Origin of the sequence: Streptomyces sp. NPDC014801 (genome assembly GCF_043082085.1) — a bacterium.
GTDB lineage: Bacteria > Actinomycetota > Actinomycetes > Streptomycetales > Streptomycetaceae > Streptomyces.
Map to the genome: position 1 here is coordinate 36,619 of NZ_JBIBXG010000008.1, position 22,181 is coordinate 58,799.

Genomic DNA, 22,181 nt, shown 5'->3' on the forward strand with positions numbered 1-22,181 from the left:
CCTGCCCGCCAGTATCGCCCCTCGACCATGCTGACGTGCCGGTACGCCGGCCGCACCTTCGGCCGTGCCGTCCATCAGTACGCGCGCCGGGCCCCCACCGGCTCAGCTCACGGTCGACGACGGCTCGACGCAATCGGCAACCAGGGGCGCTTCCCGGCCACTTGACGCCGGCGTACGGCCGATTTGCCGTCTTGTCATGGCCGTTTCCCGGCGCATACTTTTGCCCCTCCTGACACCGACCTGTGTCGAGGGGGGCTCCCAGCATGGCCGTACGCGGCCGGCACCGCCGGTACCAGCCGAACAGGATCAACCGCGCCTCACTCACCGTCACCGCGGGCGGCGCGGGCATCGCCCTCCCGCTCATCGGCACCGGTGCCGCGCACGCCGCCGACCCGGCCACCTGGAACAAGGTCGCCGCCTGCGAGTCCAGCGGCAACTGGAGCGTCAACACCGGCAACGGCTTCTACGGCGGGCTGCAGTTCACCCAGTCCACCTGGGCGGCCTTCGGTGGCACGAAGTACGCCCCGCGCGCCGACCTCGCCACCCGGGGCGAGCAGATCGCCGTCGCGGAGAAGGTGCTGGACGGGCAGGGCCCCGGCGCCTGGCCGGAGTGCTCGGTGCGCGCCGGACTGACCCGGGACGCCGGACCGGCCCGCGGCGCCGGCGCGCCGGACGTCCACCCGGACACCGCCTCCGTGCGGTCCGTGCGCGACGTCCAGCCGCACACCACGCCCCAGTCACGCGCCGGGCGCACCGAGATGTACACGGTGGTGCACGGCGACACCCTCTCCGGCATCGCCGAGTCCCGCCGTGTGCGCGGCGGTTGGCAGCGGCTGTACGAGGCGAACCGCGCCACCGTGGGCGCCGACCCGGACCTGATCGTGCCGGGCCAGCGGCTGCGCGTCGACGGCGGCACCCCGAAGGCCGCGCCGCAGCGCCACGGCCACCCCGGCACGGCCGCCCAGCCGAAAAAGCCGGAACAGTCGAAACCGTCGCCCCAGCACAGGCAGCCCAAGCAGTCCAAGCAGCCGCAGCAGCCGAGGAAGCAGCCGAAGAGCACCCGGCACACCGCCGGGACCACCGCGCACGAGGCCCGCAAGAGCGGCACCCACGCCCTGGTCGCCCCCGTCGCCGGCGGCATCGGCACGCCGTACCATGTGGCCGGCTCCCACTGGTCGAAGGGCTACCACACCGGCGTCGACTTCCCCGTGCCGACCGGGACCTCCGTGCGGGCCGTGGCGTCCGGCAAGGTCGTCGACGCGGGGTGGGGCGGATCGTTCGGCTACCAGGTGGTGATCCGGCACGCCGACGGCCGCTACACCCAGTACGCGCACCTGTCGGCGATCTCCGTGCGGGCCGGGCAGACGGTGGGCGGCGGTCAGCGCATCGGCCGGACGGGCACCACCGGCAACAGCACGGGCCCCCACCTGCATTTCGAGGTGCGCACCGGACCCGGTTTCGGATCGGACGTGGACCCGCTGGTCTACCTGCGAGCGGGCGGCGTCACGATCTGACCCGCGTGCGGTGCCGGTCGGGCACGAGCAGCGGTACGCCCGGCAGCAGCACCGGCATGCAGGGGCTGACGTAGAACGGCGCGCAGACGTAGGGCGCACCGTCCCCCGCCTCCTGGCCGTACGGCGGTGACGGCTGCCCGGCGTCGCTGCCGTCGTACGCAACCGGCTGCCCGGCGTCGCCGGCGTCGTACGCCACCGCCGCCGGCACCACGTCCCGCGCGGACACGGCCGTCGCGGCCGGCACCTCGGCCGGTGCCTCCGCAGGCGCTCCGGCCCGCACCGGTACCTCGGCAGGCATCTCCACCGGCACGTCCGCCGGCGCCCCGACCTGGACGGGTACCCGCACCGGCTCGTGCGCCGCTTCCGCGTTCCCCGCCGGGACACCGCCCGTGCCCGTCAGCCGCTCCGTCGTGAGGAGGATCAGCCCGCCCGCCGCGAGGACGCCGCAGCCCAGCGCGAGCACGGTCCCCGTCGTGCCGTAGCGGAAGGTCTCGCCGAACATCGTAATGCCCACGGCGGCCGCGACCACCGGGTTGACCACGGTCAGCGTGGCCAGCGGTGCGGCCAGGCCGGCGCCCCGGTAGGAGGCCTGCGACAGCATGACGCCCGCGACGGCGAACACGCCGATGACCGCGAGCGAGGGGGCGTCGGAGAGCGCCGGGCCGCCGGTGAAGTCCACGGCGACGGTCTTGGTGAACACCGAGGACATGCCGAACGCGACCCCCGAGGCGGTCGCCAGCAGCATGCCCCGGACCGCCGGATGCCGGTGCGCGGCCCGGCCCGCCGCCATCAGCGCGGCCACCGCGCCGCCCGCGGCCAGCGCCGACGCCACCCGCTGCGGGGTGTCCAGCGACTGCGCCGCGGACGCCCCCACCAGCGCCAGCAGGCCCGCGAGGCCCACCGTCGCCATGGTCGCGCCCCGCCAGGCGGCCGCCCCGGCCCGGCGGCCGACGAACAGCGCCGCCATCGGCAGCGCCAGCACGATCGTGAGGGCACCCAGCGGCTGCACCAGGCTGAGCGGGCCACAGGCGAGGGCCACCACGTGCAGCAGACCGCCGAGGCCGTTCAGCGCCAGCGCCCCCCACCAGGCGGGGCGGCGCAGCGGGGCGTAGCTCTCGTCCGGGCCGGTCGCGGCGACCCGCTCCTGCACGATCGCCCCGGCCGCGTAGGCGACGGCCGAGACGAGCGAGAGCAGGACGGACAGCGCGAGGGCGCTCATGAGCACTTCCTTCGCGGCAGGCGGGGGCGCCGGCCCCGGCGCGACGAACGGTCGGCTTGCATGAGCAACACGATGCCCCTTCACGCTGTTCCCGTCGTCGTCCCTGAGCACGCAATGCTTCCTACTGCCGATGGAGTACTGCTCGAGGACCGTCATCCCCGAGGGGGGTGACACGGACGGCGACCCGCTGATCACACCGCCGCACGGACTTGGTACTACTGCTGTTCGTGGACCTCGACGCCGAACTCGCCGCGCTGCGCCCGCTCGGCGGCTTCTTCCTCCTGCGCACGGCCGGACGGCCGCCCCGCCCGCTGCCCGCGCTCGCGGACGCCTACGGCGAGACGCAGCCGGAGGTCCACCCGGATCCGCTGATGCTGCGTGTCCGCAAGGTCGCCGACGGCATCCGCGCTCCCGAGGCGCGGGTCGCCGCCTCCATCGCCCACCAGGGCCTGGCGGCCCGGCTGTGGTCCGTCGCGCTCGGCTGCGCCGCGCTGTACGGCACGGTCCCCGACCTCGATCCGCGGCTGGTGCGCTGGGACCCGGAGGCCACCGCCCCGGACGACCTGTGGCTGACCGAGGTGCGGCCCGGCACGGATCTCGCCGCCGGGGTCCTCGTGGGCCATCTGCGCCCCCTCGGGGCGGCTCTGCGCGCCCGCTACCCTCTCGCGCCGGGCCTGCTGCGCGGCAACGCCGCCTCCGCCCTCGCGGGTGCCGCCCGGCAGCTGGAGCGCTGGGCGGCGGCCCACGACCGCCCCGAGGCCGCGGCCCGCGCCCGGGCCCTGACCGCCGGGCTGCTCGCCCACCCGGACCTCGCCGGGGCGGGCCGGTTCCTGCCGTCCGGGGGCTTCCGGCGCCGCAGCTGCTGCCTGTACTACCGGGTCCCGGCCGGGGGCGTGTGCGGGGACTGCTGTTTCCCGAGTCCTCCGCGCTCTTCCCCACGCGCCCCGTCTGGGTGACCATGAAGGGGCAACGGCAGCCGAGTCACAGGGGGTTCCGGGTGCGTGTGGGACTGCTGACCCGGGAGTATCCCCCGGACGTGTACGGCGGTGCGGGCGTCCATGTGGAGTTCCTGGCCCGCGAGCTGGCACCCCTGGTCGACCTCGACGTGCACTGCTGGGGCGAGGGCTCCTCGGCGGACAAGGCGGCCGGCATCCTGCGGCACCGCCCCTGGTCGCGCCTGGACGACGCCAACGACGCGCTGCGCACCTTCTCCGTCGACCTGTCCATGGCCGCCGCCCTCCAGGGCCGCGACCTGGTCCACTCGCACACCTGGTACGCCAACCTCGGCGGCCACCTCGCCAAGCTGCTGTACGGCGTGCCGCACGTGGTGACCGCGCACTCGCTGGAGCCGCTGCGCCCGTGGAAGGCCGAACAGCTGGGCGGCGGCTACGCGCTGTCCGGCTGGGCCGAGCGCACCGCCATCGAGGCCGCCGACGCGGTGATCGCCGTCTCCGGCGCGATGCGCGAGGACATCCTCGCCTGCTACCCGGCGCTCGATCCGGCCCGGGTGCACGTCGTCCACAACGGCATCGACACCACCCTGTACCGGCCCGACCCCGGCACCGGCGCCCTGGAGCGGGCCGGCGTCGACCCGGACCGCCCGTACGTGCTGTTCGTCGGCCGCATCACCCGGCAGAAGGGCGTCCCGCACCTGCTGCGGGCCGTGCGGGACATCGACCCCGCCGCGCAGGTCGTGCTGTGCGCGGGCGCCCCGGACACACCGGAGATCGACGCCGAGTTCCGCACGCTGTACGAGGAGCTGAGCGGCGTACGCGACGGGGTGCACTGGATCCCGCGCATGCTGCCGCGCCCGGAGGTGATCCAGCTGCTCACGCACGCGGCGGCCTTCGTCTGCCCGTCGGTGTACGAACCGCTCGGCATCGTGAACCTGGAGGCGATGGCCTGCGGCACGCCCGTCGTCGCCTCCCGCGTCGGCGGCATCCCCGAGGTCGTCGAGGACGGCGTCACCGGGGTACTCGTCGACGTGGACGACCACTTCGAGGACGGTCTCGCCCGGGCGCTGGACCGTGTCCTGGGCGATCCCGCCTCCGCCCGGCGGATGGGCGAGGCGGGACGGGAGCGCGCGGTCACCCGGTTCGGCTGGGACGCGGTCGCGCGGCGCACGGTACGGCTCTACGAGGAGATCCTCGGCAACGTGAAACAGGATTGAGCGCCCGGGCCAGGGGCAGTCATGGGTCAACCAGCGTGAGGGGAGCGGCCATGCGTCGTGGTGGTCCTTCGGTGCTCGGCATCGTGCTCGCGGGCGGAGAGGGCAAGCGCCTGATGCCCCTGACCGCCGACCGCGCCAAACCAGCGGTCACCTTCGGCGGGACGTACCGGCTCGTCGACTTCGTGCTGTCCAACCTCGTCAACGGCGACATCCTGCGCATCTGCGTGCTCACGCAGTACAAGTCGCACTCGCTGGACCGGCACATCACCACGACGTGGCGGATGTCCAGTCTGCTCGGCAACTACGTCACGCCCGTCCCCGCCCAGCAGCGCCTCGGGCCGCGCTGGTACCTGGGCAGCGCGGACGCGATCCTGCAGTCCCTGAACCTGATCCACGACGAGCAGCCGGAGTACGTCGCCGTCTTCGGCGCCGACCACGTCTACCGCATGGACCCGCGGCAGATGCTGGCGCAGCACATCGACAGCGGCGCCGGCGTCACCGTGGCCGGCATCCGGGTGCCGCGCAGCGAGTCCTCGTCGTTCGGCGTGATCACGCCCGGCTCGGACGGGCAGACCGTCGACCGCTTCCTGGAGAAGCCGGCCGACCCGCCCGGCCTCGCGGACGACCCCGCGTGCGTCTTCGCGTCGATGGGCAACTACATCTTCACCACCAAGGCCCTGATCGAGGCCCTGCAGCGGGACGCCGAGGACGAGCGTTCCGTGCACGACATGGGCGGCTCGATCCTGCCCCAGCTCACCGAGCGCGGAGAGGCGCAGCTGTACGACTTCAGCGCCAACCACGTCCCCGGCGAGACCAGCCGCGACCAGGGCTACTGGCGGGACGTGGGCACCCTGGACGCGTACTACGAGGCCCACATGGACCTCATCGCGGAGCGTCCCGCGTTCAACCTCTACAACCGCCAGTGGCCGATCTACACGCACTCCACGCAGCTGTCCCCGGCCCGCTTCAACGCCGGCGGCATCGCGGGCGAGTCGATCATCAGCGCCGGCTGCCTCATCCGCGGCCAGGTCACCCGGTCGGTGCTGTCGCCGGGCGTCGTGGTCGACCCGGGGGCGGTCGTGCAGGGCTCGGTGCTGCACGACGGCGTCCACGTCGGCCGGGGCGCGATCGTGCGCGGCGCGATCCTCGACAAGAACGTCGAAGTGCCCCCGGGCGCCACCATCGGCGTCAACCCCAGCCGGGACGCGGAGCTGTACACGGTGTCCAAGGCCGGCGTGATCGCCTTGGGCAAGGGGCAGCGGGTGTCCTAGCGCCCCCGCGGGGGCCGGTGACCGACGACGGCGGGCACGTCCGGGCACAGGGGACGTGCCCGACGGCGGTGCGCCCCGCAGCAGGCCGGTAGGTACATCCGGGCAGGGGACGTGCCCCACGCCCGTGTGCCCCGCAGCAGGCCGGTACCGGAGCCTCGGTACCGGGGCTGCGTGCCCGCGCGCCGCCCCCCCGGCCGCGTGATCGGCGCGATCCCGTCGGGGCCCGCCCCACCCGTTTGTCATGTCCCTGGACGCCCGGCGGAATCCGTGTTGTCATGCCAACGGCCGCGTTTACAACGATGTAATCCCGCGCCCCGTTCCGGCTGACGAACCGTCACCCGCCTTCCCCCGAAGGAGGATCCATGCGCACCGGACGCCTCAGAACGAAACTGGCCCTGCTGCTCGCCGCAGCCCTCGGCCTTGCCGGGCTGACCGCCGCCCCGGCCGGCGCCGAGACCGGCGCCACCGCCGCGGACGCCGTCGAGGTCCACGGCCTCAAGGGCGATTACTACACCCAGTCCGCCCCCGGGGCCTTCGACTTCCACGAGCTCAAGGCCACCGGATTCGACCCGAACCTGGACTACGACAACCTGGAGCCGCGCCTGGCGTTCACCACCGGGCAGTCGGACGACGTCAGTGTCCGCTGGACCGGCAGGCTCGTCCCCGCGAGCAGCGGCGCCCACACCTTCTCGGTCAGCGCCGACAACGGCTTCCGGCTGTGGGTCGGCGGCCGCCTCGTCATCGACCACTGGGTCGACGACTGGGACCGCGAACAGACCTCCGCACCCCTGGAGTTGACCGCCGGGCAGCCCTACGACCTCAAGGTCGAGTACTTCGAGCACTTCGGCGGCTCCAACCTGCACCTGCGCTGGACGCCGCCCGGCGGCGCCAAGGAGGCCGTACCGCAGTCGGCCCTGCGCCTGCCCGACGGCTTCGACTACGACGGCGCCACCGCCGCCACCGTCCTCGCCGACGGCAGCACCCTGAAACTGGACTTCCCCCGCGACCTCGCCGCACCCCCGGCCTCCTTCACGGACCACCTGCGGGCCGTCATCGGCGGCGCCGCCTGGCCGCTGGCCGGCGCCCGCCCCGACCCGGCCGACCCCAAGGCCCTGCTCGTCGCCCTCGCCCAGCCCGTCGTCGGCAACAAGGCCGGCACCGCCCGCGGCACGGCCGACGTCCGCTACGACGGATCCGGCGGCCTCACGACCACCGACGGCAACGTTGTCAAGGCGTTCTGGAGCAGCGGCCCCAACCGGTCCACCCACGAGCTGCGCACCCCCTGGGCCGACCGGGTCGACCCGGACCGGCCCCTGCCGGAGTACCCGCGCCCCCAGCTCACCCGCGACGCCTGGCTGAACCTCAACGGGCGCTGGCAGTTCGCCGCCGCGCGGGCGGGGGAGCAGCCGCCCACCGGGCGCGACCTGCCGGAGCGGATCACCGTGCCGTACCCGGTGGAGTCGCAGCTGTCCGGCCTGGAGCGGCACGAGGACCGCATGTGGTACCGCCGCACCTTCACCGTCCCGCCCGGCTGGCACATCGGTTCGGGCAAGCGGCTGCGGCTGAACTTCGGCGCCGTCGACTGGCAGGCCGAGGTGTACGTCAACGGCACCCAGGTCACCGAACACCGCGGCGGCTACGACCGGTTCAGCGCCGACGTCACCGACGCGCTGAAGCCCGGCCGCACCCAGGAGCTGATCGTCGGCGTGTACGACCCGACGGACGCGGCCGGCGGCGAGAACCCGCCGCTGGGCAAGCAGCGCCTGGACCCCAGCGGCATCTGGTACACGCCGACCTCGGGCATCTGGCAGACGGTGTGGCTGGAGCCGGTCGCCCCCGACCACGTCGACGCGCTCAAGCTCACCCCCGACCTCACGCGTGACACGCTGACCGTCGAACCGCAGGGCGTCCGCGCCGGCGTCCCGGTCACCGCGACGGCGTACGCCCAGGGCCGCCCGGTCGCGACCGCGCGGGGCCGCACCGGCGCCCCGCTGACCCTGACGATCCGCGACCCCCACCTGTGGTCGCCCGACGATCCGTTCCTGTACGACCTGAAGGTGACCGTCGGCCAGGACCGCGTCGGCAGCTACTTCGGCATGCGTTCCGTCGGCGTCCAGAAGATCGACGGGGTGCCCCGCACGATGCTCAACGGCTCGCCGGTCTATCTGATGGCCACCCTCGACCAGGGCTTCTGGCCGGACGGCCTGTACACCGCGCCGACCGACGAGGCCCTCGCCTACGACCTGAAGGTCCACAAGCGGCTCGGCTTCAACTCCGTGCGCAAGCACATCAAGGTCGAACCCGACCGCTGGTTCTACTGGGCCGACCGGCTCGGCCTGCTGGTGTGGCAGGACATGCCCGCGACGACGGCCGGGGTGAACCCCGGCGAGGCGGCCCGCGCCGAGTACGAGCGGGAGATGCGGCAGATCATCGACGAGCACGTCTCCAGCCCCTCGGTGATCATGTGGGTCACCTTCAACGAGGGCTGGGGCCAGTACGACGAGGCCCGCATCGCCGACCAGGCCAAGACCTGGGACCCGACCCGGCTCGTCAACGGCATGTCGGGACTCAACCTGGGGCGCGACGGCGGCACCGGGGACGTCATGGACGAACACGGCTACCCCAGCCCCGCCCTGCCGCCCCACCCCGACGGCGAACGCGCCCTGCTCAGCGGCGAGTACGGCGGCCTCGGCCTCGCGGTGCCCGGTCACGCCTGGCCCGTGCAGCAGTCGTACGTCGACGTGGACCCGGCGACCTACACCGACGACTACCTGGCGAAACTCGCCGAGGTCCGCGCGCTGGCCTGCCGCGGCGGCAACGGCGCCGTCTACACACAGATCGCGGACGTCGAGGGCGAGCTGAACGGCCTGCTCACCTACGACCGCCGGGTGCTCAAGCCGGACGCCGACCGGCTGCGCGCCGCCCACCGGGCGCTGATCCGGGACGCGTCCCGGGCGACCGTCGCGGGCTGCCCGGCGGCCTGAGTCCCCCTTCGGGCGAAGGCAGGGGAGCGAGGGGTGCGCGGCCGGCGGGACGACAACGATGTCCCTGGCCTGCCGGGTTCCTCGCTCCCCCGGGCGGAGCACAGGACGGCCGCCCCGCGCCCCTCCGGATGGGGGATGTCGGCGGGGCGGTGCCGCCTGAGCTGAAGTAACCTCAGATGTCCCATAAGTCCCGCCCTTCACGCGGAGGGTGGGACTTAATCTGCTGTTAACTGTGCGTAGCCTGATCGTACTTGACCGTAATCGGTTGCAAGGGTTTGACTTCAGGCTCATCCGTCCGTCGACGCGAGGCAAGCCCTTGACTCCTGATCTGCTCGCACCTCTCGACCTGGCGTTCTGGAACATCGAGTCCCCCGAGCACCCCATGCACCTGGCCGCGCTCGGGGTCTTCTCCGCCCACTCGCCGACCGCCGGCGCCCACGCGGCCGACCTGCTCGCCGCTCGCGCCGCGGCCGTGCCCGGGCTGCGGATGCGGATCCGCGACGTGTGGCAGCCGCTGGGGGCGCGCTCACCGCTCTCGTTCGGCGGCGCCACGCGGGAGCCGGTGGCGGACTTCGACCCGCTCGACCACATCCGGCTGCACGCCCCCACCGCCGACTTCCACGCCGAGGCCGGCCGGCTCATGGAGCGGCCGCTGGAGCGGGAGCGGCCGCCGTGGGAGGCGCACGTGCTGCCCGGCGCGGACGGGGTGTCCTTCGCGGTGCTGTTCAAGTTCCATCACGCGCTGGCCGACGGGCTGCGGGCGCTCGGTCTCGCCGCCGCCGTCCTCGACCCGGTCGACCTGCCCGCGCGCCGGCCCCGCCCCGAGGAGCCGCCACGCGGTCTCCTGCCCGACGTGCGGCGCCTGCCGGAGCTGGTGCGCGGCGCCGTCTCGGGCGCGCTGTCCGACGTGGGGCGGGCCCTCGACATCGGCGCCTCGGTGGCCGTGTCCACCCTCGGCATGCGCAGCACGCCCGCGCTGACCGCCGAACCCACCGGCACCCGGCGCACCGCCGGCGTGGTCGTCGACCTCGACGACGTGCACCGCGTCCGCAAGGCCGTCGGCGGCACCGTCAACGACGTACTGATCGCGGTCGTCGCCGGCGCCCTGCGTACCTGGCTCGACGAGCGCGGCGACGGCAGCGAGGGCGTCGCGCCGCGCGCCCTGATCCCGGTGTCCAAGCGCCGCCCGCGCACCGCCCACCCACAGGGCAACCGGCTCTCCGGGTACCTGATACGGCTTCCGGTCGGGGAGGGCGACCCGCTCGGGCGGCTCGCCGCGGTCCGGGTGGCGATGGACCGCAACAAGGACGCCGGACCCAACCGGGGCGCCGGCGCGGTCGCGCTGCTCGCCGACCACGTCCCGGCGCTCGGCCACCGGCTCGGCGGGCCGCTGGTCGGCCAGGCCGCCCGGCTCTGGTTCGACATCCTGGTCACCAGCGTGCCGCTGCCCGGGATCGGCCTGCGGCTCGGCGGGAACCCGCTGACCTCGGTCTATCCGCTCGCGCCCCTCGCCCGCGGCCAGGCCCTGGCGGTCGCGATCTCCACCTACCAGGGCCGGGTCCACTACGGGCTGGTCGCCGACGCCGAAGCCGTACCGGATCTCGATCGGTTCGCGCGGGCCGTGACCCGGGAGGTGGAGACACTGCTCACAGCGTGCGCCGACTGAGGCCGCGCGGTTTGGTTCCCGGGTGCGGCGCTCCGTAGAATTCCGCGTTCGAAAGCGGGCGCGGTCGGAGCGCCGCGGGACCAGACCAGGGATCGGCAGCGCGATGACGGTGACGCAGGACGGCTCGGCGACCACGGACGAGGCCGCGTACGGCCCCGGCATCGACCCCGAGCGGCTGGCCGTCTGCCTCGGCGTGCTCGCCGAGCTGGACGATCTCGACGTCGACCACCCGGACGCCGTCGCGGTGCGCCGGGCCACCTCCCACATCTACCGCACGGTCAAGCAGCGCCGCCGGCAGGAGCGCCGCGCCGCCAAGACCGCCCACGATCGCGCGGTCACCGAGGCCACCGCCACCGGCTCCGCCGAGCGCATCGACGACGAGACCGAGGGCATCCTGCCGTCCTCCAAGGTCGAGCCCGGCCGGATCGCGGGGATACTCCAGCGCCCCCGCTCCTGCTACACCTGCAAGAAGCGCTACGTCGAGGTCGACTACTTCTACCACCAGCTGTGCCAGGACTGCGCCGCGCTCAACCGCGCCAAGCGCGACGTCCGCGCCGACCTCACCGGCAAGCGCGCCCTGCTCACCGGCGGCCGCGCCAAGATCGGCATGTACATCGCGCTGCGGCTGCTGCGCGACGGCGCGCACACCACCATCACCACGCGCTTCCCCAAGGACGCCATCCGCCGGTTCAAGGCGATGGAGGACTCCGCGGAGTGGCTGCACCGGCTGGAGGTCGTCGGCATCGACCTGCGCGACCCCGCCCAGGCCGTCGCCCTCGCCGAGCAGGTCGCCGCCGCCGGCCCGCTCGACATCCTGATCAACAACGCGACGCAGACCGTGCGCCGGCTGCCCTCCGCCTACGCCGCCCTGGTCGAGGGGGAGAGCGCCCCGCTGCCCGCCGGGGAACTCCCCGCCCACCACGTGATCGGCGCCTTCAACTCCGGCGCCGTCGACGGCATCGCCGCGCTGCCCGTCGGCGTCAGCGGCCTGGACGCCCAGAAGGTCGCCGACCTCGCCCTCGTCGCGGGCAACGCCAGCGTCGCCCGGCACCTGGACGGCACCGCCATCGACGCCGGCGGGCTCGTGCCCGACGTCGTGGAGACCAACACCTGGGTGCAGACCATCGACCAGATCTCGCCCGTCGAGCTGCTCGAGACCCAGCTGTGCAACTACACGTCGCCGTTCATCCTGATCAGCGCGCTGCGCCCGGCGATGGCGGACGCCGCGAAGAAGGCGGCCAGCGGGCGCGCCTACGTCGTCAACGTCTCCGCGATGGAGGGCGTCTTCAACCGCGGCTACAAGGGTGCCGGGCACCCGAACACCAACGCGGCGAAGGCGGCCATGAACATGGTCACCCGGACCAGCGCGGCCGAGATGTTCGAGTCCGACGGCATCCTGATGACCTCCGTCGACACCGGCTGGATCACCGACGAACGCCCGCACTACGACAAGCTGCGCCTGGCCGAGGCCGGCTTCCACGCGCCCCTCGACCTGGTCGACGGCGCGGCCCGGGTCTACGACCCGATCGTGCGCGGCGAGGCGGGCGAGGACCTGTACGGCGTCTTCCTGAAGGACTACGCCCCGGGCAAGTGGTAAGCGCGCCCGCGGCCTGAGGGCGGCTCCCCGGGCAAGTGGTAAGCGCGCCCGCCACCTGAGGGCGGCCCCCGGGCAAGTGGTGAGCGCGCCCGCGGCCTGGGGGTGGCCCCCCGGGGGCCCGCCGGTGGACCCGCTGGGCGTCCCGCCGGGGTGGTCCTCGGCGGGCGGAGGACGCAGCCTCTCTCAGTCGACCGTGCTGGGGCGGGAGTTGTGGGTGGCGAGCAGTTCCAGCACCGTGCGCCAGTCCTCCAGGACCCCGCCGTCCAGCGCGTCGGTGCGGGCCTCCTCGTCGGCCTGGCGCAGGGCGAGCAGCGCGTCGTCCGGCTCGCCGGTGCCGAGCGGGGCCCCGGCCAGCCGTACGAGACGGTGGACCCGCTCCCCGAGCAGGGACCGGACCGCCTCGGCCGCCCGTTCGGCGCCCGCGGCCGCGTCCCCGGGGCGCAGCAGCCGGCCGACCGCCAGGACCAGCCCCGCCACCTGGAGCTCCTTGTCCGCGGGGCGGCGCCGGCGCAGCAGCGCCGCGGTGCGCAGGGCGTGGTCGTGCAGATCGGCCGGGCGGGCGGAGCGGCCCGGCAGGGCCTGCGCGCCCCGGCAGGCGGAGAGCAGGTCCATCAGCTCGTCGACGCTGCGCAGTTCCATGCGTCAGTCCTCCCGCGAGACAGCCAGGTGCCGGCCCGACAGCAGATCATGGCCGGTTTATCGCACAGCCAACGGCACTTGAACGGCGGCCCGAAGTCGAAGACCCGCGCGGGAACGTAGGCCGATCGAGTGACTGATAAAAGGCGGCAAACCGGTCAAAAGGGTTCAATTCCCTAGCGAGGACATGTGGGTGACTTGCCATGGTTACCCCAAATTTTCAGCCCCATCGAGCGGGGCCCCGCTCATTTGGTTAGTCTGTAGCGGACGGACAGCACAGCGGGTCCCACCCACACCCACCGTCCGTCACGGACAAGCCGGTCCACCACGGCCTGATCCACTGTGAGTTGTCGACGCCACCGCGTCCGAACGCCTTGAGACAGACCCGAGCGGACGTCGAAGCACAGGCCTCAGCATGGCCGGTACGTCCCCGGGTGACCGACACATAAGGAGTGCGCGGTGACACCAGAGAAGACGAATCGCGAGCAGCGCCCCAAGGAACGCACGGAGCGCGCCGGCCGCCGGCCCGGAGAGATCGGCAGCCTCGACGTGTGGGCCCGGTCCGCCCCCATCCGCCTCGCCGGATACGAGGACGACCTCGCCGAGCCCCACATCCTGCCCAGCGTGGACTGACCCTCCCCGGGCAGGACCATCGCGATCGCCGGCCGCATGGGCGTGCCAGACTCACGCCCATGCTGATCAGAGAAGCCGCGGCCGAGGACTGGCCGCAGATCTGGCCGTTCTGGCACCGCATCGTCGCCGCCGCCGAGACCTACGCCTGGGACCCGGACACCACCGAGGAAGCGGCCCGCGAGCTGTGGATGAGCCCGGCCAAGCGGGTGTACGTCGCCGAGGACGAGACCGGCGCCGTCGTCGGCTCCGCCTATCTGACCCCGAACTACGGCGGCCCGGCCGCCCGGATCGCCAACGCGGGTTTCATGGTCGACCCCGGCCGGGGCGGCCGCGGTATCGGCCGCGCCCTCGCCGAGCACATCCTGACCGAGGCCGCGGCCCAGGGGTATCGGGGCATGGTCTTCAACGCCGTGGTCGAGACGAACCCGGCGGTACGCCTCTGGCAGTCCCTCGGCTTCACCGTCCTCGGCACGGTCCCGGACGCCTTCGAACACCCCCGCCACGGCCTGGTCGGCCTGAACGTCATGTACAAGTCACTCCTGTGACGCGCGGCCGAGCCGCGAGGGGACGCGGCCACGGCGCGGCCGTAGTCGTCGAGCCGCCGGCCGGCGACGCGCCCGCCCTCTCACTCCCGCTCACCCCGCCACGCCCCGTCACGGGACGCCCAGCGGGCGGCGGCCGGGACCGTCAGGCCCGCCAGCGCGAAGAGGGCGCCCAGCATCGCCCAGCCCAGGGAGCCGTGGGCGATCGCCGTGACCGTGACCAGGGCCGGGCCCGCCATCATGCCCGCCGACATGCCCGCGCCGAAGACGCCCTGGTAGACGCCGTGGGCGCGGGCGTCGGCGAGTTCGTAGCCGAGGGTCCAGCCGCCGGCCGCCGACAGCACCTCGGCGAACACCTGGACGACCGCGCCGGCCGTCAGCGCCAGCACCGCCCAGAGCGGAGAGAGGCCCGCGGACAGGGCGTACACCGCGCAGGCCACGGCCAGCAGCAGCCCCGACCAGGCCATCGCCCGCACCGCGGCCGGCACCCGTGACGTCCGGCGGGCGACCCGGACCTGCAGCAGCGCCACCAGCGCGCAGTTGACGATCATCAGCAGGGCCGCCGTCCAGCGGGGCGCCTCGGTGCGCTCCACGATCCACAGCGGCAGCCCCACCTCGCTCAGCGAGTACTGCACCACCAGCACCGCGTTCAGCACGGTCACCGCCAGGAACGGCAGGTCGCGCACCGCGCGCCAGCGGTCGAAGGCCGGCGCGCCGGCGTCCTGGGCCGCACGTCGCGCAACGTGCGGGGCCAGCGGCAGCCGCGGCACCAGCAGGGCCGGACCCGCGAACGACAGGGCGTCGAGCAGGATCACCGTCACGTACGCCGGACGCGAGTCCAGTTGCAGCGCGACCGCGCCGAGCGCGCCGCCCAGCCCCATGCCGACGTTCGTCACCATGCGCAGATACGCCCGCGCCTCCACGCGGGTCGCGGCCGGCAGCACGTCGGCGTACAGCGCGCCCTGCACGCCGCGGCTCGCCGTCTGCAGTCCCGTCGCCGCGATCACCGCGACGAGGAAGGCGGCGTAGGAGTGCACGAGCGTGTAGGCGGCGGTCGCCAGGCCCGTGCCGCCCCACAGCAGCGCGCCGACCCGCCGGGCACCCCACCGGTCCGCGGCCCGCCCGGCGGGCACCCCGGCCGCCACGCCGACCAGCCCGGCCACCGTCAGGCCGAGGCCGACCGAGGTCGGGTCCAGGCCGACGACGCGGGTGAAGTACAGGACGCCGAGGGGGAAGTACAGTCCGTTGCCGAGGGAGTTGACGGCCGTCAGGACCGTGGCGAGGCGCAGCGCGGGGTCGGCGGGCAGCAGGCCGCCGGCCCGGGTGGCGCGGCCGGGACGCGGGGCGGGCGGGAGCGGTGTCGTGGTCATGCCCATCAGGCAACCCGGTGGCAGGGGCGCCCCGGCATTGATTTAGCGTGGCGCTCAATGATCGAGTTCCGGTTCGGCATCGGCGACCTCGCCACCACCTCCTTCGCCTACTCCCCGCTGCAGGAGGCGGTGTTCTCGCTGCGCTGCCTGCACGACGCGGCGCGCTATCCGCACCACCGGCCGTGGCTGCGCCGTATCCGGCCCCGGCTGGCGGACCTCGACCACGAGATGCTGACCGCCCTGTCGGCGCCCTGGCTGTGGGTGCCGGACTTCCTCACGCCCCGGCCCTCCCGCGCGCGCCCCGCCTTCGCCGACGAACTCGCCACGCTGCGCCGCACCCCGCCGGAGGTCGTCGCCGCCGACTTCCGCGCCACCTACCGCACGGCGGACGCCCTGCCCCCGGTCGTGGCCCGGGGCCTGACCGATCCGCCGGCCCTGCTGGCCCGGGCCGTGGACGCCCTGGAGAGCTACTGGCACACGTGCCTCGCCGACGACTGGTGGCCCCGCGTGCGGGCCGTACTGGAGGCGGACCTCGCCTACCGGGGACGGGTGCTCGCCGAGCAGGGCGCCGCCGCGATGCTGTCCGGCCTGGACGACCGGCTCACCTGGGACGACGGGCGACTGCGGCTGTCCACCCGGCACTTCACGGTCGCCGCCCCGTGGACCGAGGAAGTGGGCATCGCCGGGCGGGGCATGGTGCTGCTGCCCACGCTGTTCGCCCGGGGCGCCCAGCCCACGATCGACCCGTCCCGCCCGCCGGTGCTGGTCTACCCCGCGCGGGGCCGGGCCCTCGTGTCCGAACAGCCCCCGCCGGCCACCCCCGACGCGCTGGTCCGTCTCCTCGGCCGCCCCCGCGCCCGCCTGCTGCTCCTGCTCGCCGAACCGGCGTCCACCACCGAACTGGCCCGCCGCCTCGACGTCACCCCGGGCGCGGTCAGCCAGCACCTGGCGGTCCTCTACGACGCGGGCCTGCTCAGCCGCACCCGCACGGGCCGCATCGTCCGCTACGCGCGCACCGCGCTCGGCGACGCCCTGTGCCGGTAGCCCACCGATTCGCAGCGGGCTCGGCCGCGACGCACGCCTGAGCGGCGTGTGAACGGAGGCGAGGCAGGCGGCGACGACGAACGCGGTCAGGCGAACGGAAAGAGGAGGAGGACCAGAAGCGCCCACCCCACTGTGGGGGACCAGGGCGGTGAAGAAGCGGGTCGAAGGACCGGGTCTCACCGGTGGGGGAGCCCCGGACGCAGCAGTCCCCACGCCTGCGCCCGCAACGCCGTTTCCATGCGGTCCTTGGTGCCCAGCTTGCGATAGAGGTTCTGCAGGTGTTTGTGGACCGTGCGTACGGAGACGCCCAGCCGCGTCGCGATCGCCTTGGCCGGCAGGGCTTCGCCGAGGAGGGTGAGGACGGCGAGTTCGCGCGGGGTGAGGCCGTACTCCCGCGCCCGGTCGGGTGCGTCCTGGCCTGCCCGTTCACGGACCCGCGCCATCGCCCGCTCGTGCGCGTCGACCGCGGCCAGCAGCGGCTGTGCCCGCCGTACGAACGCGCGGTGGGCCGGCGAGAACCGGGTCCTGCTGTAGACGACGCAGCCCCGCAGCACACCGGCGCGCCCGGAGGGCAGCGCGCAGGGCACACCGAGGACGTGCTCGGCGCCGAAGTGCTCCCGGGCCACCGACCGCGCCGGGCTGTCGCGCCACCCCGCGCTCCCCGTCAGATCCTCGGCGGTGCGCGGCACGGGGTCGCGTGCTTCGCGGTAGTGACCGATGAGGGGATTGCCGCTGCGTATGGACTGCCGCGACAGCTCCCGGACACGCCCCGCACCGACCCCGTCCGGCGCCCAGGCAAGCGGGCGGCCGCGCTCCCGGCCGATCTCCGTCAGCGTCACCGCCTCCGCGCCCAGATGCGCACGCAAGGTCCGTACCAGCGCCGGCCACGACGACGCGGAGCCGTCCTGCTCCAGCGCGTGGACCGAGAGCGCCAGCAGAATCTCGTAGTCGCGGTGATCCAGTCCCACGGTGCCTCCCCCTCTCGGTCCCGAACCTCCTCATCGTAGGAGAAGACGGACTACGCAAAGGTGCGCAGGGCGGACGGCGCCCGCGCCGTGCTCGCCGAAAATGAACAGACGGACACGGACGGCACGGTGACGGAACGGTTGGGCATGCGCGGGCACACGGCACTGCACCTCGGGACGCTCGACGACCTGCGGCTGTCGGTGGCCGGCCACCAGGGGGCGACGGTGCTGTCACTCGTCGCCGACGTCCTCGGCGGTCGCGGCCACGGGGTGCCGCGTCCGTGGCGGCGGATGGTCCTCGAAGCGGTGCCGGCCACGGCCGGTCAGGTCCTGCGCCCCCTCTTCGACCCCGGCTACTCCGTCATCCCAGACTGCGTCACCCCGACCGCGAGCATGCCCCGCGGTGACATCGCCACCCAGTGCGCACAGCTGGGGGACCTGTCCGCCGATGTGCTGCTGGCGGAACTGGAGAGGGAGTTCGGCGGTGCGCTTCCCGCGCAGTGGCGCCCGGTCGTCGACCGCCCCGCCCGGTGGATCCGGGCCTACACCCAGATCATCCAGGCGGTGTGGCAGGCGTTCCGGCCGGTGTGGGACAGGGCCGGGCCGCTGCTGGAACGCGAGTCCGAGCGCGTGGGAAGCGCGGTGGTGCGCGGCTGCGCCGACACCGTGCTGTCCGGACTCAGCAGCCGCTTCCGGCTGACCGGGGACCGGTTGCTGCTGCCCGATCCGCAGAACGACACCTACTCCCTGGACGGTCGCCGACTCGTCCTCGTTCCCGTGGTGTCCGGCCCCAGCACGTCCCTGTTCGCCCTCGACCGGTCCGACCTGGTGTGGATCGGCTACCCGTTGCCGGGCCTGGGGCGGCTGTGGGAGGGCGGCCCCGACCCCCGGCCGGACCCGCGCACGGACGTGCTCACCCTGGTCGTCGGCGACGTACGCGCCCGCATCCTGCGCGCGGCCGGGGCTCCCGCCACCATGGGCGACGTCGCGGCCCGCGTCGGCTGCTCCCCGGCCAATCTGACGCACCACTGCACCCGGCTGGAGCAGAGCGGCCTCATCGTCCGCCGGCGCGAGGGGCAGCACGTACGCCTCCGTCGCACCGCGCGCGGGGACGCCCTCGTCGACCTGCTGACCTGACCGCCGCGCACCGGTCGTGAGGAAGAACGCTGGCCGTCAGCGGCTGGTGGCCGACTCAGCGGTAGAGCGTCAGAAACCGGGCGTGGACGGGGATCCGACGGCGGTTGGCCTCGGGGACCAGCCTGCGCATGAACGCGTCGAACCGTCCCACGTCACCGACCGGCCCACGGTCGGCGCGCACCCGCACCCGGCTGCCGTCGGCACACACGATCACACAGGCTCTGGGGCGTGCCACCGGATTCCTGGTGAACTCGCCCTCGAGCGCCGTGATCTCCTCCCACCCGACCCTGGTGCGGACGCGGCCGTCGACCTCCTGTACGAGGCCCCCCTCGTACAGGTGGGTGCGCACGAGCCTGGCCGGCATGGACCACAGCACCATCCCGGCCAGTCCCGGGCCTGCCAGGACCAGCACGAAGCTGATCAGCAGCAGACCGCCCGCCGCTTTCCCGCCGGGGGTGTCGCCGTCGCCGACCAGCCAGGAGATGCCGCTGAGCAGGGCGAAGGGCGCGACGAACGCGAGGGGCGCCATCAGCAGCCAGAACAGGGGGTTGGGCCCGCGCAGGGTGCGGAGGTGGCGGCCGAGCCCGGCGGCCCGCGCCGCATCCCGCGCACGCCGGGACGGCCGCGCCGGTGTCTTCCGCTTGGTGCGCAGCCAGCCGTCCGGCGTGAATCCCGCCACCAGCGCCGCGGCACCGGCCGCCAGTACGAGGACGGCGGTGCCCCCTCCGCCGAGGAAGAAGGCGACCAGGCCACCGCCCAGGGTGAGCGCGCCGCCGCAGCCCAGCAGGAACAAGAGCGCGGAGACCACCACCCAGGGTGATGCCTCGTCCCCGTCCTCCGCCGTGACGCGGGGTCGTGGCACCGGCGCCCGCTCCGGCTGTCCGTCGCCGCCCGCGGGCCGCGCCGCCAGACCCGAGCCGCGCAGGGCCACCTGGGACGCCAGATGACTGAGCGCGGCGAAGACGGCGGTGACGCCGAGGAGCGCGCAGCCGGTCGGCCAGCCGCGGACGAAGAAGGCGATCAGGCCGCACAGTCCCGCGAGCGGGGTGTACAGCGCCAGCAGCCCACCGATAAGGAAGACGCCGCTCCACTCGGTGTCGCCGGGTTTTCGCGCCGAGCCGGCAAGGTGCCGCGGTTCCCGAGCCATGAGGCCGACCTCCCTCGTCCGCCGCGCTCTCCGTGTCCGTGTGCTTCACGGCCGGCGGGCATGGCCCGACCGGTGGACGTGCTGGAGCAGTCCGACGATGTCGAGGACACCGCCGGCCTCCCTGTGGGGGCCGCCCACTCGCCGATGGCCTCCCTGCCGATCGGCCGCACCAGGTCTCGAAGGGGCACGGTGCTCCCCCGCCCTCGTCTCCGGTGGTACGACGACGTGGCCGCCCCATGAGGAAGGGTCCCGTGCCGCTGCGGAGCCGGGCGGCCGGTTCCGCTCCCCCGTGGGGGAACCGGCCGCCCGTCCGGCTCCGTCTCGCCGCCGAGCCTGCCGTGTCGCGGACGGATCACGCCAGCCTTTCGAAGTCCGTCGAAATGCGCCGTGAACGCCCAGCGGCCGAGGGAGGCTTCAGGGGGCGTGCCGCGCTTCGGCCGGCACCGGGCCCGTGCGGTACAGCTCCACCAGGAGCGGGCGCAGGGCCTGTCCGGTGGCGGTCAGGGTGTAGCGGGTGCCGACCGGGAAGCCGGGCAGCCGCCGTCGCTTGACCGGGCCCCGCTCACGCAGGGTGCCGAGCCGTTCGGTGAGCGCCTTGGGGCTGATGTCCGGGAGCCGGTCGCGCAGATCGCCGAAGAAGTGCGGGCCGTGCAGCAACGGCACGGCGGTGGGCGGCCCGGACCGGACGGCAGCCGGCACCGCGTTCCAGTCGTTCGGCGTGCCGATCAGGGTCCGTCCCCGGCACACCTGGGTCACCGGTGATCTGGCGCTGCTGGTCGTGGACTGGGTCATCGACGGCCCGGGCCGGGACGGCACGCCCGTCCACCTGGAGGGGACGGCCACCGACGTGGCCCGCCGGGGGAGGGACGGCCTGGGGCGGTACGTCGTCGACAAACCCTTCGGCACCGCGCGGTGACGCCGACGGCGTCAGGCCTAGTCCAGCGGTGCCGTCCGCCGCCACGGCCGCAGCCGCTCCAACTGCTCCGCCAGCTCCAGCAGTTCCGCCTCCGTGCCGGGCCGTCCGACCAGCTGTACGGCGCAGGGGGCGCCCGAGGGCAGGGTGCCGAGCGGGACGGTCGCGGCCGGCCAGCCGGTGAGGTTCCACGGCGGGGTGAACGGCGAGTAGGCGGTGTTCGCGGCGATGTTGCGCAGCCAGCTCCGCTCGTGCCAGGGCGCGGCGGCGGGGGAGCGGCGGGCCAGCGCCGGGGTGAGCAGCACGTCGTAACGGGCGAAGAACGGTTCCATGCGCGCCCGTAGCCGCTCACGGCCCCGGCCGTCACGGGCGGTGTGCACGAAGCGCCGGCCCACGGTCGCGTGGACCCGGGTGCGCCGGGCCAGCAGACGGGCGTCCAGGCCGGCCGCGTCCACGGCGGTGCCCGCGGTCCAGTGGGTCAGCGCCGTCACGCCCAGCGACAGCGGATACGGCGGCTCGGCGCGCCGTACCGTGTGCCCGGCGCGCGCCAGCAGCCCGGCGGCGGCCCGCACCGCCGACGCGTAGGGGGCGCTCACCGCGACACCGGCGAGCGGGCTGCGCAGCGAGACGGCGATCCTGCGCGTTCCGGGCGCCGGAGGCCGTACGGCGTCGGGGCCGGCGAGCACCGACAGGGTGAGGCGGACGTCCTCGACGGTCGTGGCGAGCGGGCCGTTCTCCGCCATGCCGAACCAGTCGCCCTCGCCGATGCCGGCCGGCACCAGGCCGTGGCCCGGCTTGATCGTGACCAGGCCGCAGTTGGCGGCCGGGATGCGCAGCGAGCCCATGCCGTCGTTGCCGAGCGCGACCGGCACGAAGCCCGCGGCGACCGCGGCCGCGCTGCCGCCGGAGGAGCCGCCGGCCGTGCGGGAGGTGTCCCACGGGTTGCGGGAGGTGCCGTGCACCCCCTCGGTCGTCCCGAAGACGCACAGCTCGGGGACGTTGGTCAGGCCGACGACCACGGCGCCCGCGGCGCGCAGCCGGGCCACGGTGACATGGTCGTCCCCGGCAGGCGTGTCCGGCGTGGCGGCGGAGCCGACCCGTGTCGCCTCCCCGCGCACGGCGAGGTTGTCCTTCACCGCGACCGGCACCCCCGCGAGCGGCAGGTCACCGAGGTCGCCCCGGGCGCCGACCTCCTCGGCCTCGGCGAGCGCCGCCCGCGCCCGCACCGTGCGGAAGGCGCCGATCCGCCCGTCCAGCCGCTCGATCCGGGCGAGATGCTCGGCCACCACCTCCCGCGGCGTGGCCCGCTTCTCGCGGACGGCGGCGGCGATCTCGGCGGCGGACAGACCGACCCAGCTGGTCACGGGCGCTCC

19 protein-coding genes are annotated in these 22,181 nt (G+C 74.3%); 12 read left to right on the plus strand and 7 right to left on the minus strand.

Annotated features, from left to right (window positions below; all coding sequences use genetic code 11):
• The first annotated feature begins 263 nt into the window (after positions 1-263).
• Positions 264-1,514, plus strand: coding sequence for a transglycosylase family protein (locus ACF1AL_RS20045; RefSeq protein WP_391826722.1), 1,251 nt, complete (start codon positions 264-266; stop codon positions 1,512-1,514).
• On the opposite strand, the gene ACF1AL_RS20050 is transcribed toward ACF1AL_RS20045, so the two are convergent.
• Entirely contained in the window at positions 1,504-2,733 is a 1,230-nt protein-coding gene (locus ACF1AL_RS20050; protein ID WP_391818362.1) for a DMT family transporter, read from the minus strand. The genes ACF1AL_RS20045 and ACF1AL_RS20050 overlap by 11 nt on opposite strands.
• Positions 2,734-2,942: 209 nt before the next feature.
• On the opposite strand from ACF1AL_RS20050, the gene ACF1AL_RS20055 reads away from it, so the two are divergent.
• From ACF1AL_RS20055 to ACF1AL_RS20080, 6 genes are all read left to right on the plus strand, one after another.
• Entirely contained in the window at positions 2,943-3,689 is a 747-nt protein-coding gene (locus tag ACF1AL_RS20055) for a (2Fe-2S)-binding protein (protein ID WP_391818360.1), read from the plus strand.
• Positions 3,690-3,730: 41 nt separating this feature from the next.
• Positions 3,731-4,903 (plus strand): glycogen synthase, encoded by a 1,173-nt coding sequence (gene glgA / locus ACF1AL_RS20060; RefSeq protein ID WP_391818358.1) that lies wholly within the window; start codon positions 3,731-3,733, stop codon positions 4,901-4,903.
• Positions 4,904-4,953: 50 nt separating this feature from the next.
• Complete coding sequence (gene glgC, locus ACF1AL_RS20065; protein ID WP_366835007.1) at positions 4,954-6,174, plus strand: glucose-1-phosphate adenylyltransferase; 1,221 nt, start codon at positions 4,954-4,956, stop codon at positions 6,172-6,174.
• 362 nt (positions 6,175-6,536) lie between these two features.
• On the plus strand, positions 6,537-9,158 hold the full coding sequence (locus ACF1AL_RS20070) for a PA14 domain-containing protein (protein WP_391818356.1): 2,622 nt from the start codon (positions 6,537-6,539) through the stop codon (positions 9,156-9,158).
• Between the two features lie 316 nt (positions 9,159-9,474).
• Positions 9,475-10,824: a wax ester/triacylglycerol synthase family O-acyltransferase gene (locus tag ACF1AL_RS20075; protein ID WP_384207489.1), complete on the plus strand. Its 1,350-nt coding sequence runs from the start codon at positions 9,475-9,477 to the stop codon at positions 10,822-10,824.
• A 103-nt stretch (positions 10,825-10,927) separates the two neighbouring features.
• The gene (locus tag ACF1AL_RS20080) at positions 10,928-12,421 is read left to right on the plus strand and encodes an SDR family NAD(P)-dependent oxidoreductase (protein WP_391826724.1); all 1,494 of its coding nucleotides are present in this window, start codon (positions 10,928-10,930) and stop codon (positions 12,419-12,421) included.
• Between the two features lie 183 nt (positions 12,422-12,604).
• Here the strand turns inward: ACF1AL_RS20080 and ACF1AL_RS20085 are convergent, their stop codons facing one another.
• Positions 12,605-13,060 (minus strand): hypothetical protein, encoded by a 456-nt coding sequence (locus ACF1AL_RS20085; protein ID WP_391826726.1) that lies wholly within the window; start codon positions 13,058-13,060, stop codon positions 12,605-12,607.
• A gap of 456 nt (positions 13,061-13,516) precedes the next feature.
• Between ACF1AL_RS20085 and ACF1AL_RS20090 the strand changes: the two genes are divergently transcribed.
• Positions 13,517-13,690 (plus strand): hypothetical protein, encoded by a 174-nt coding sequence (locus ACF1AL_RS20090; RefSeq protein WP_107082809.1) that lies wholly within the window; start codon positions 13,517-13,519, stop codon positions 13,688-13,690.
• A 59-nt stretch (positions 13,691-13,749) separates the two neighbouring features.
• Complete coding sequence (locus tag ACF1AL_RS20095; protein WP_391826728.1) at positions 13,750-14,235, plus strand: GNAT family N-acetyltransferase; 486 nt, start codon at positions 13,750-13,752, stop codon at positions 14,233-14,235.
• Between the two features lie 80 nt (positions 14,236-14,315).
• On the opposite strand, the gene ACF1AL_RS20100 is transcribed toward ACF1AL_RS20095, so the two are convergent.
• Positions 14,316-15,602, minus strand: a complete 1,287-nt coding sequence (locus ACF1AL_RS20100; RefSeq protein WP_384207494.1) for an MFS transporter — start codon at positions 15,600-15,602, stop codon at positions 14,316-14,318.
• Positions 15,603-15,659: 57 nt separating this feature from the next.
• Here ACF1AL_RS20100 and ACF1AL_RS20105 point away from each other — a divergent pair, with 57 nt between their 5' ends.
• Positions 15,660-16,646, plus strand: coding sequence for a helix-turn-helix domain-containing protein (locus ACF1AL_RS20105; RefSeq protein WP_391818354.1), 987 nt, complete (start codon positions 15,660-15,662; stop codon positions 16,644-16,646).
• 176 nt (positions 16,647-16,822) lie between these two features.
• Here the strand turns inward: ACF1AL_RS20105 and ACF1AL_RS20110 are convergent, their stop codons facing one another.
• Positions 16,823-17,614, minus strand: a complete 792-nt coding sequence (locus tag ACF1AL_RS20110; RefSeq protein WP_386584518.1) for a response regulator transcription factor — start codon at positions 17,612-17,614, stop codon at positions 16,823-16,825.
• Positions 17,615-17,674: 60 nt separating this feature from the next.
• On the opposite strand from ACF1AL_RS20110, the gene ACF1AL_RS20115 reads away from it, so the two are divergent.
• Positions 17,675-18,748 (plus strand): ArsR/SmtB family transcription factor, encoded by a 1,074-nt coding sequence (locus ACF1AL_RS20115; protein ID WP_391826730.1) that lies wholly within the window; start codon positions 17,675-17,677, stop codon positions 18,746-18,748.
• A 55-nt stretch (positions 18,749-18,803) separates the two neighbouring features.
• Here ACF1AL_RS20115 and ACF1AL_RS20120 read toward each other — a convergent pair whose 3' ends face one another.
• Positions 18,804-19,895, minus strand: a complete 1,092-nt coding sequence (locus tag ACF1AL_RS20120; protein ID WP_391826732.1) for a hypothetical protein — start codon at positions 19,893-19,895, stop codon at positions 18,804-18,806.
• Positions 19,896-20,309: 414 nt separating this feature from the next.
• A complete protein-coding gene (locus tag ACF1AL_RS20125; protein WP_391699887.1) occupies positions 20,310-20,594 on the minus strand; it encodes a winged helix-turn-helix transcriptional regulator in 285 nt (94 codons plus the stop codon).
• Positions 20,595-20,613: 19 nt separating this feature from the next.
• Here ACF1AL_RS20125 and ACF1AL_RS20130 point away from each other — a divergent pair, with 19 nt between their 5' ends.
• Entirely contained in the window at positions 20,614-20,811 is a 198-nt protein-coding gene (locus ACF1AL_RS20130) for a hypothetical protein (protein WP_391826734.1), read from the plus strand.
• 17 nt (positions 20,812-20,828) lie between these two features.
• On the opposite strand, the gene ACF1AL_RS20135 is transcribed toward ACF1AL_RS20130, so the two are convergent.
• Positions 20,829-22,172 carry an amidase gene (locus ACF1AL_RS20135; protein ID WP_391826736.1) on the minus strand — a complete coding sequence of 448 codons (1,344 nt, stop codon included), beginning with the start codon at positions 22,170-22,172 and terminating at the stop codon, positions 20,829-20,831.
• Between the last annotated feature and the right edge of the window lie 9 nt (positions 22,173-22,181).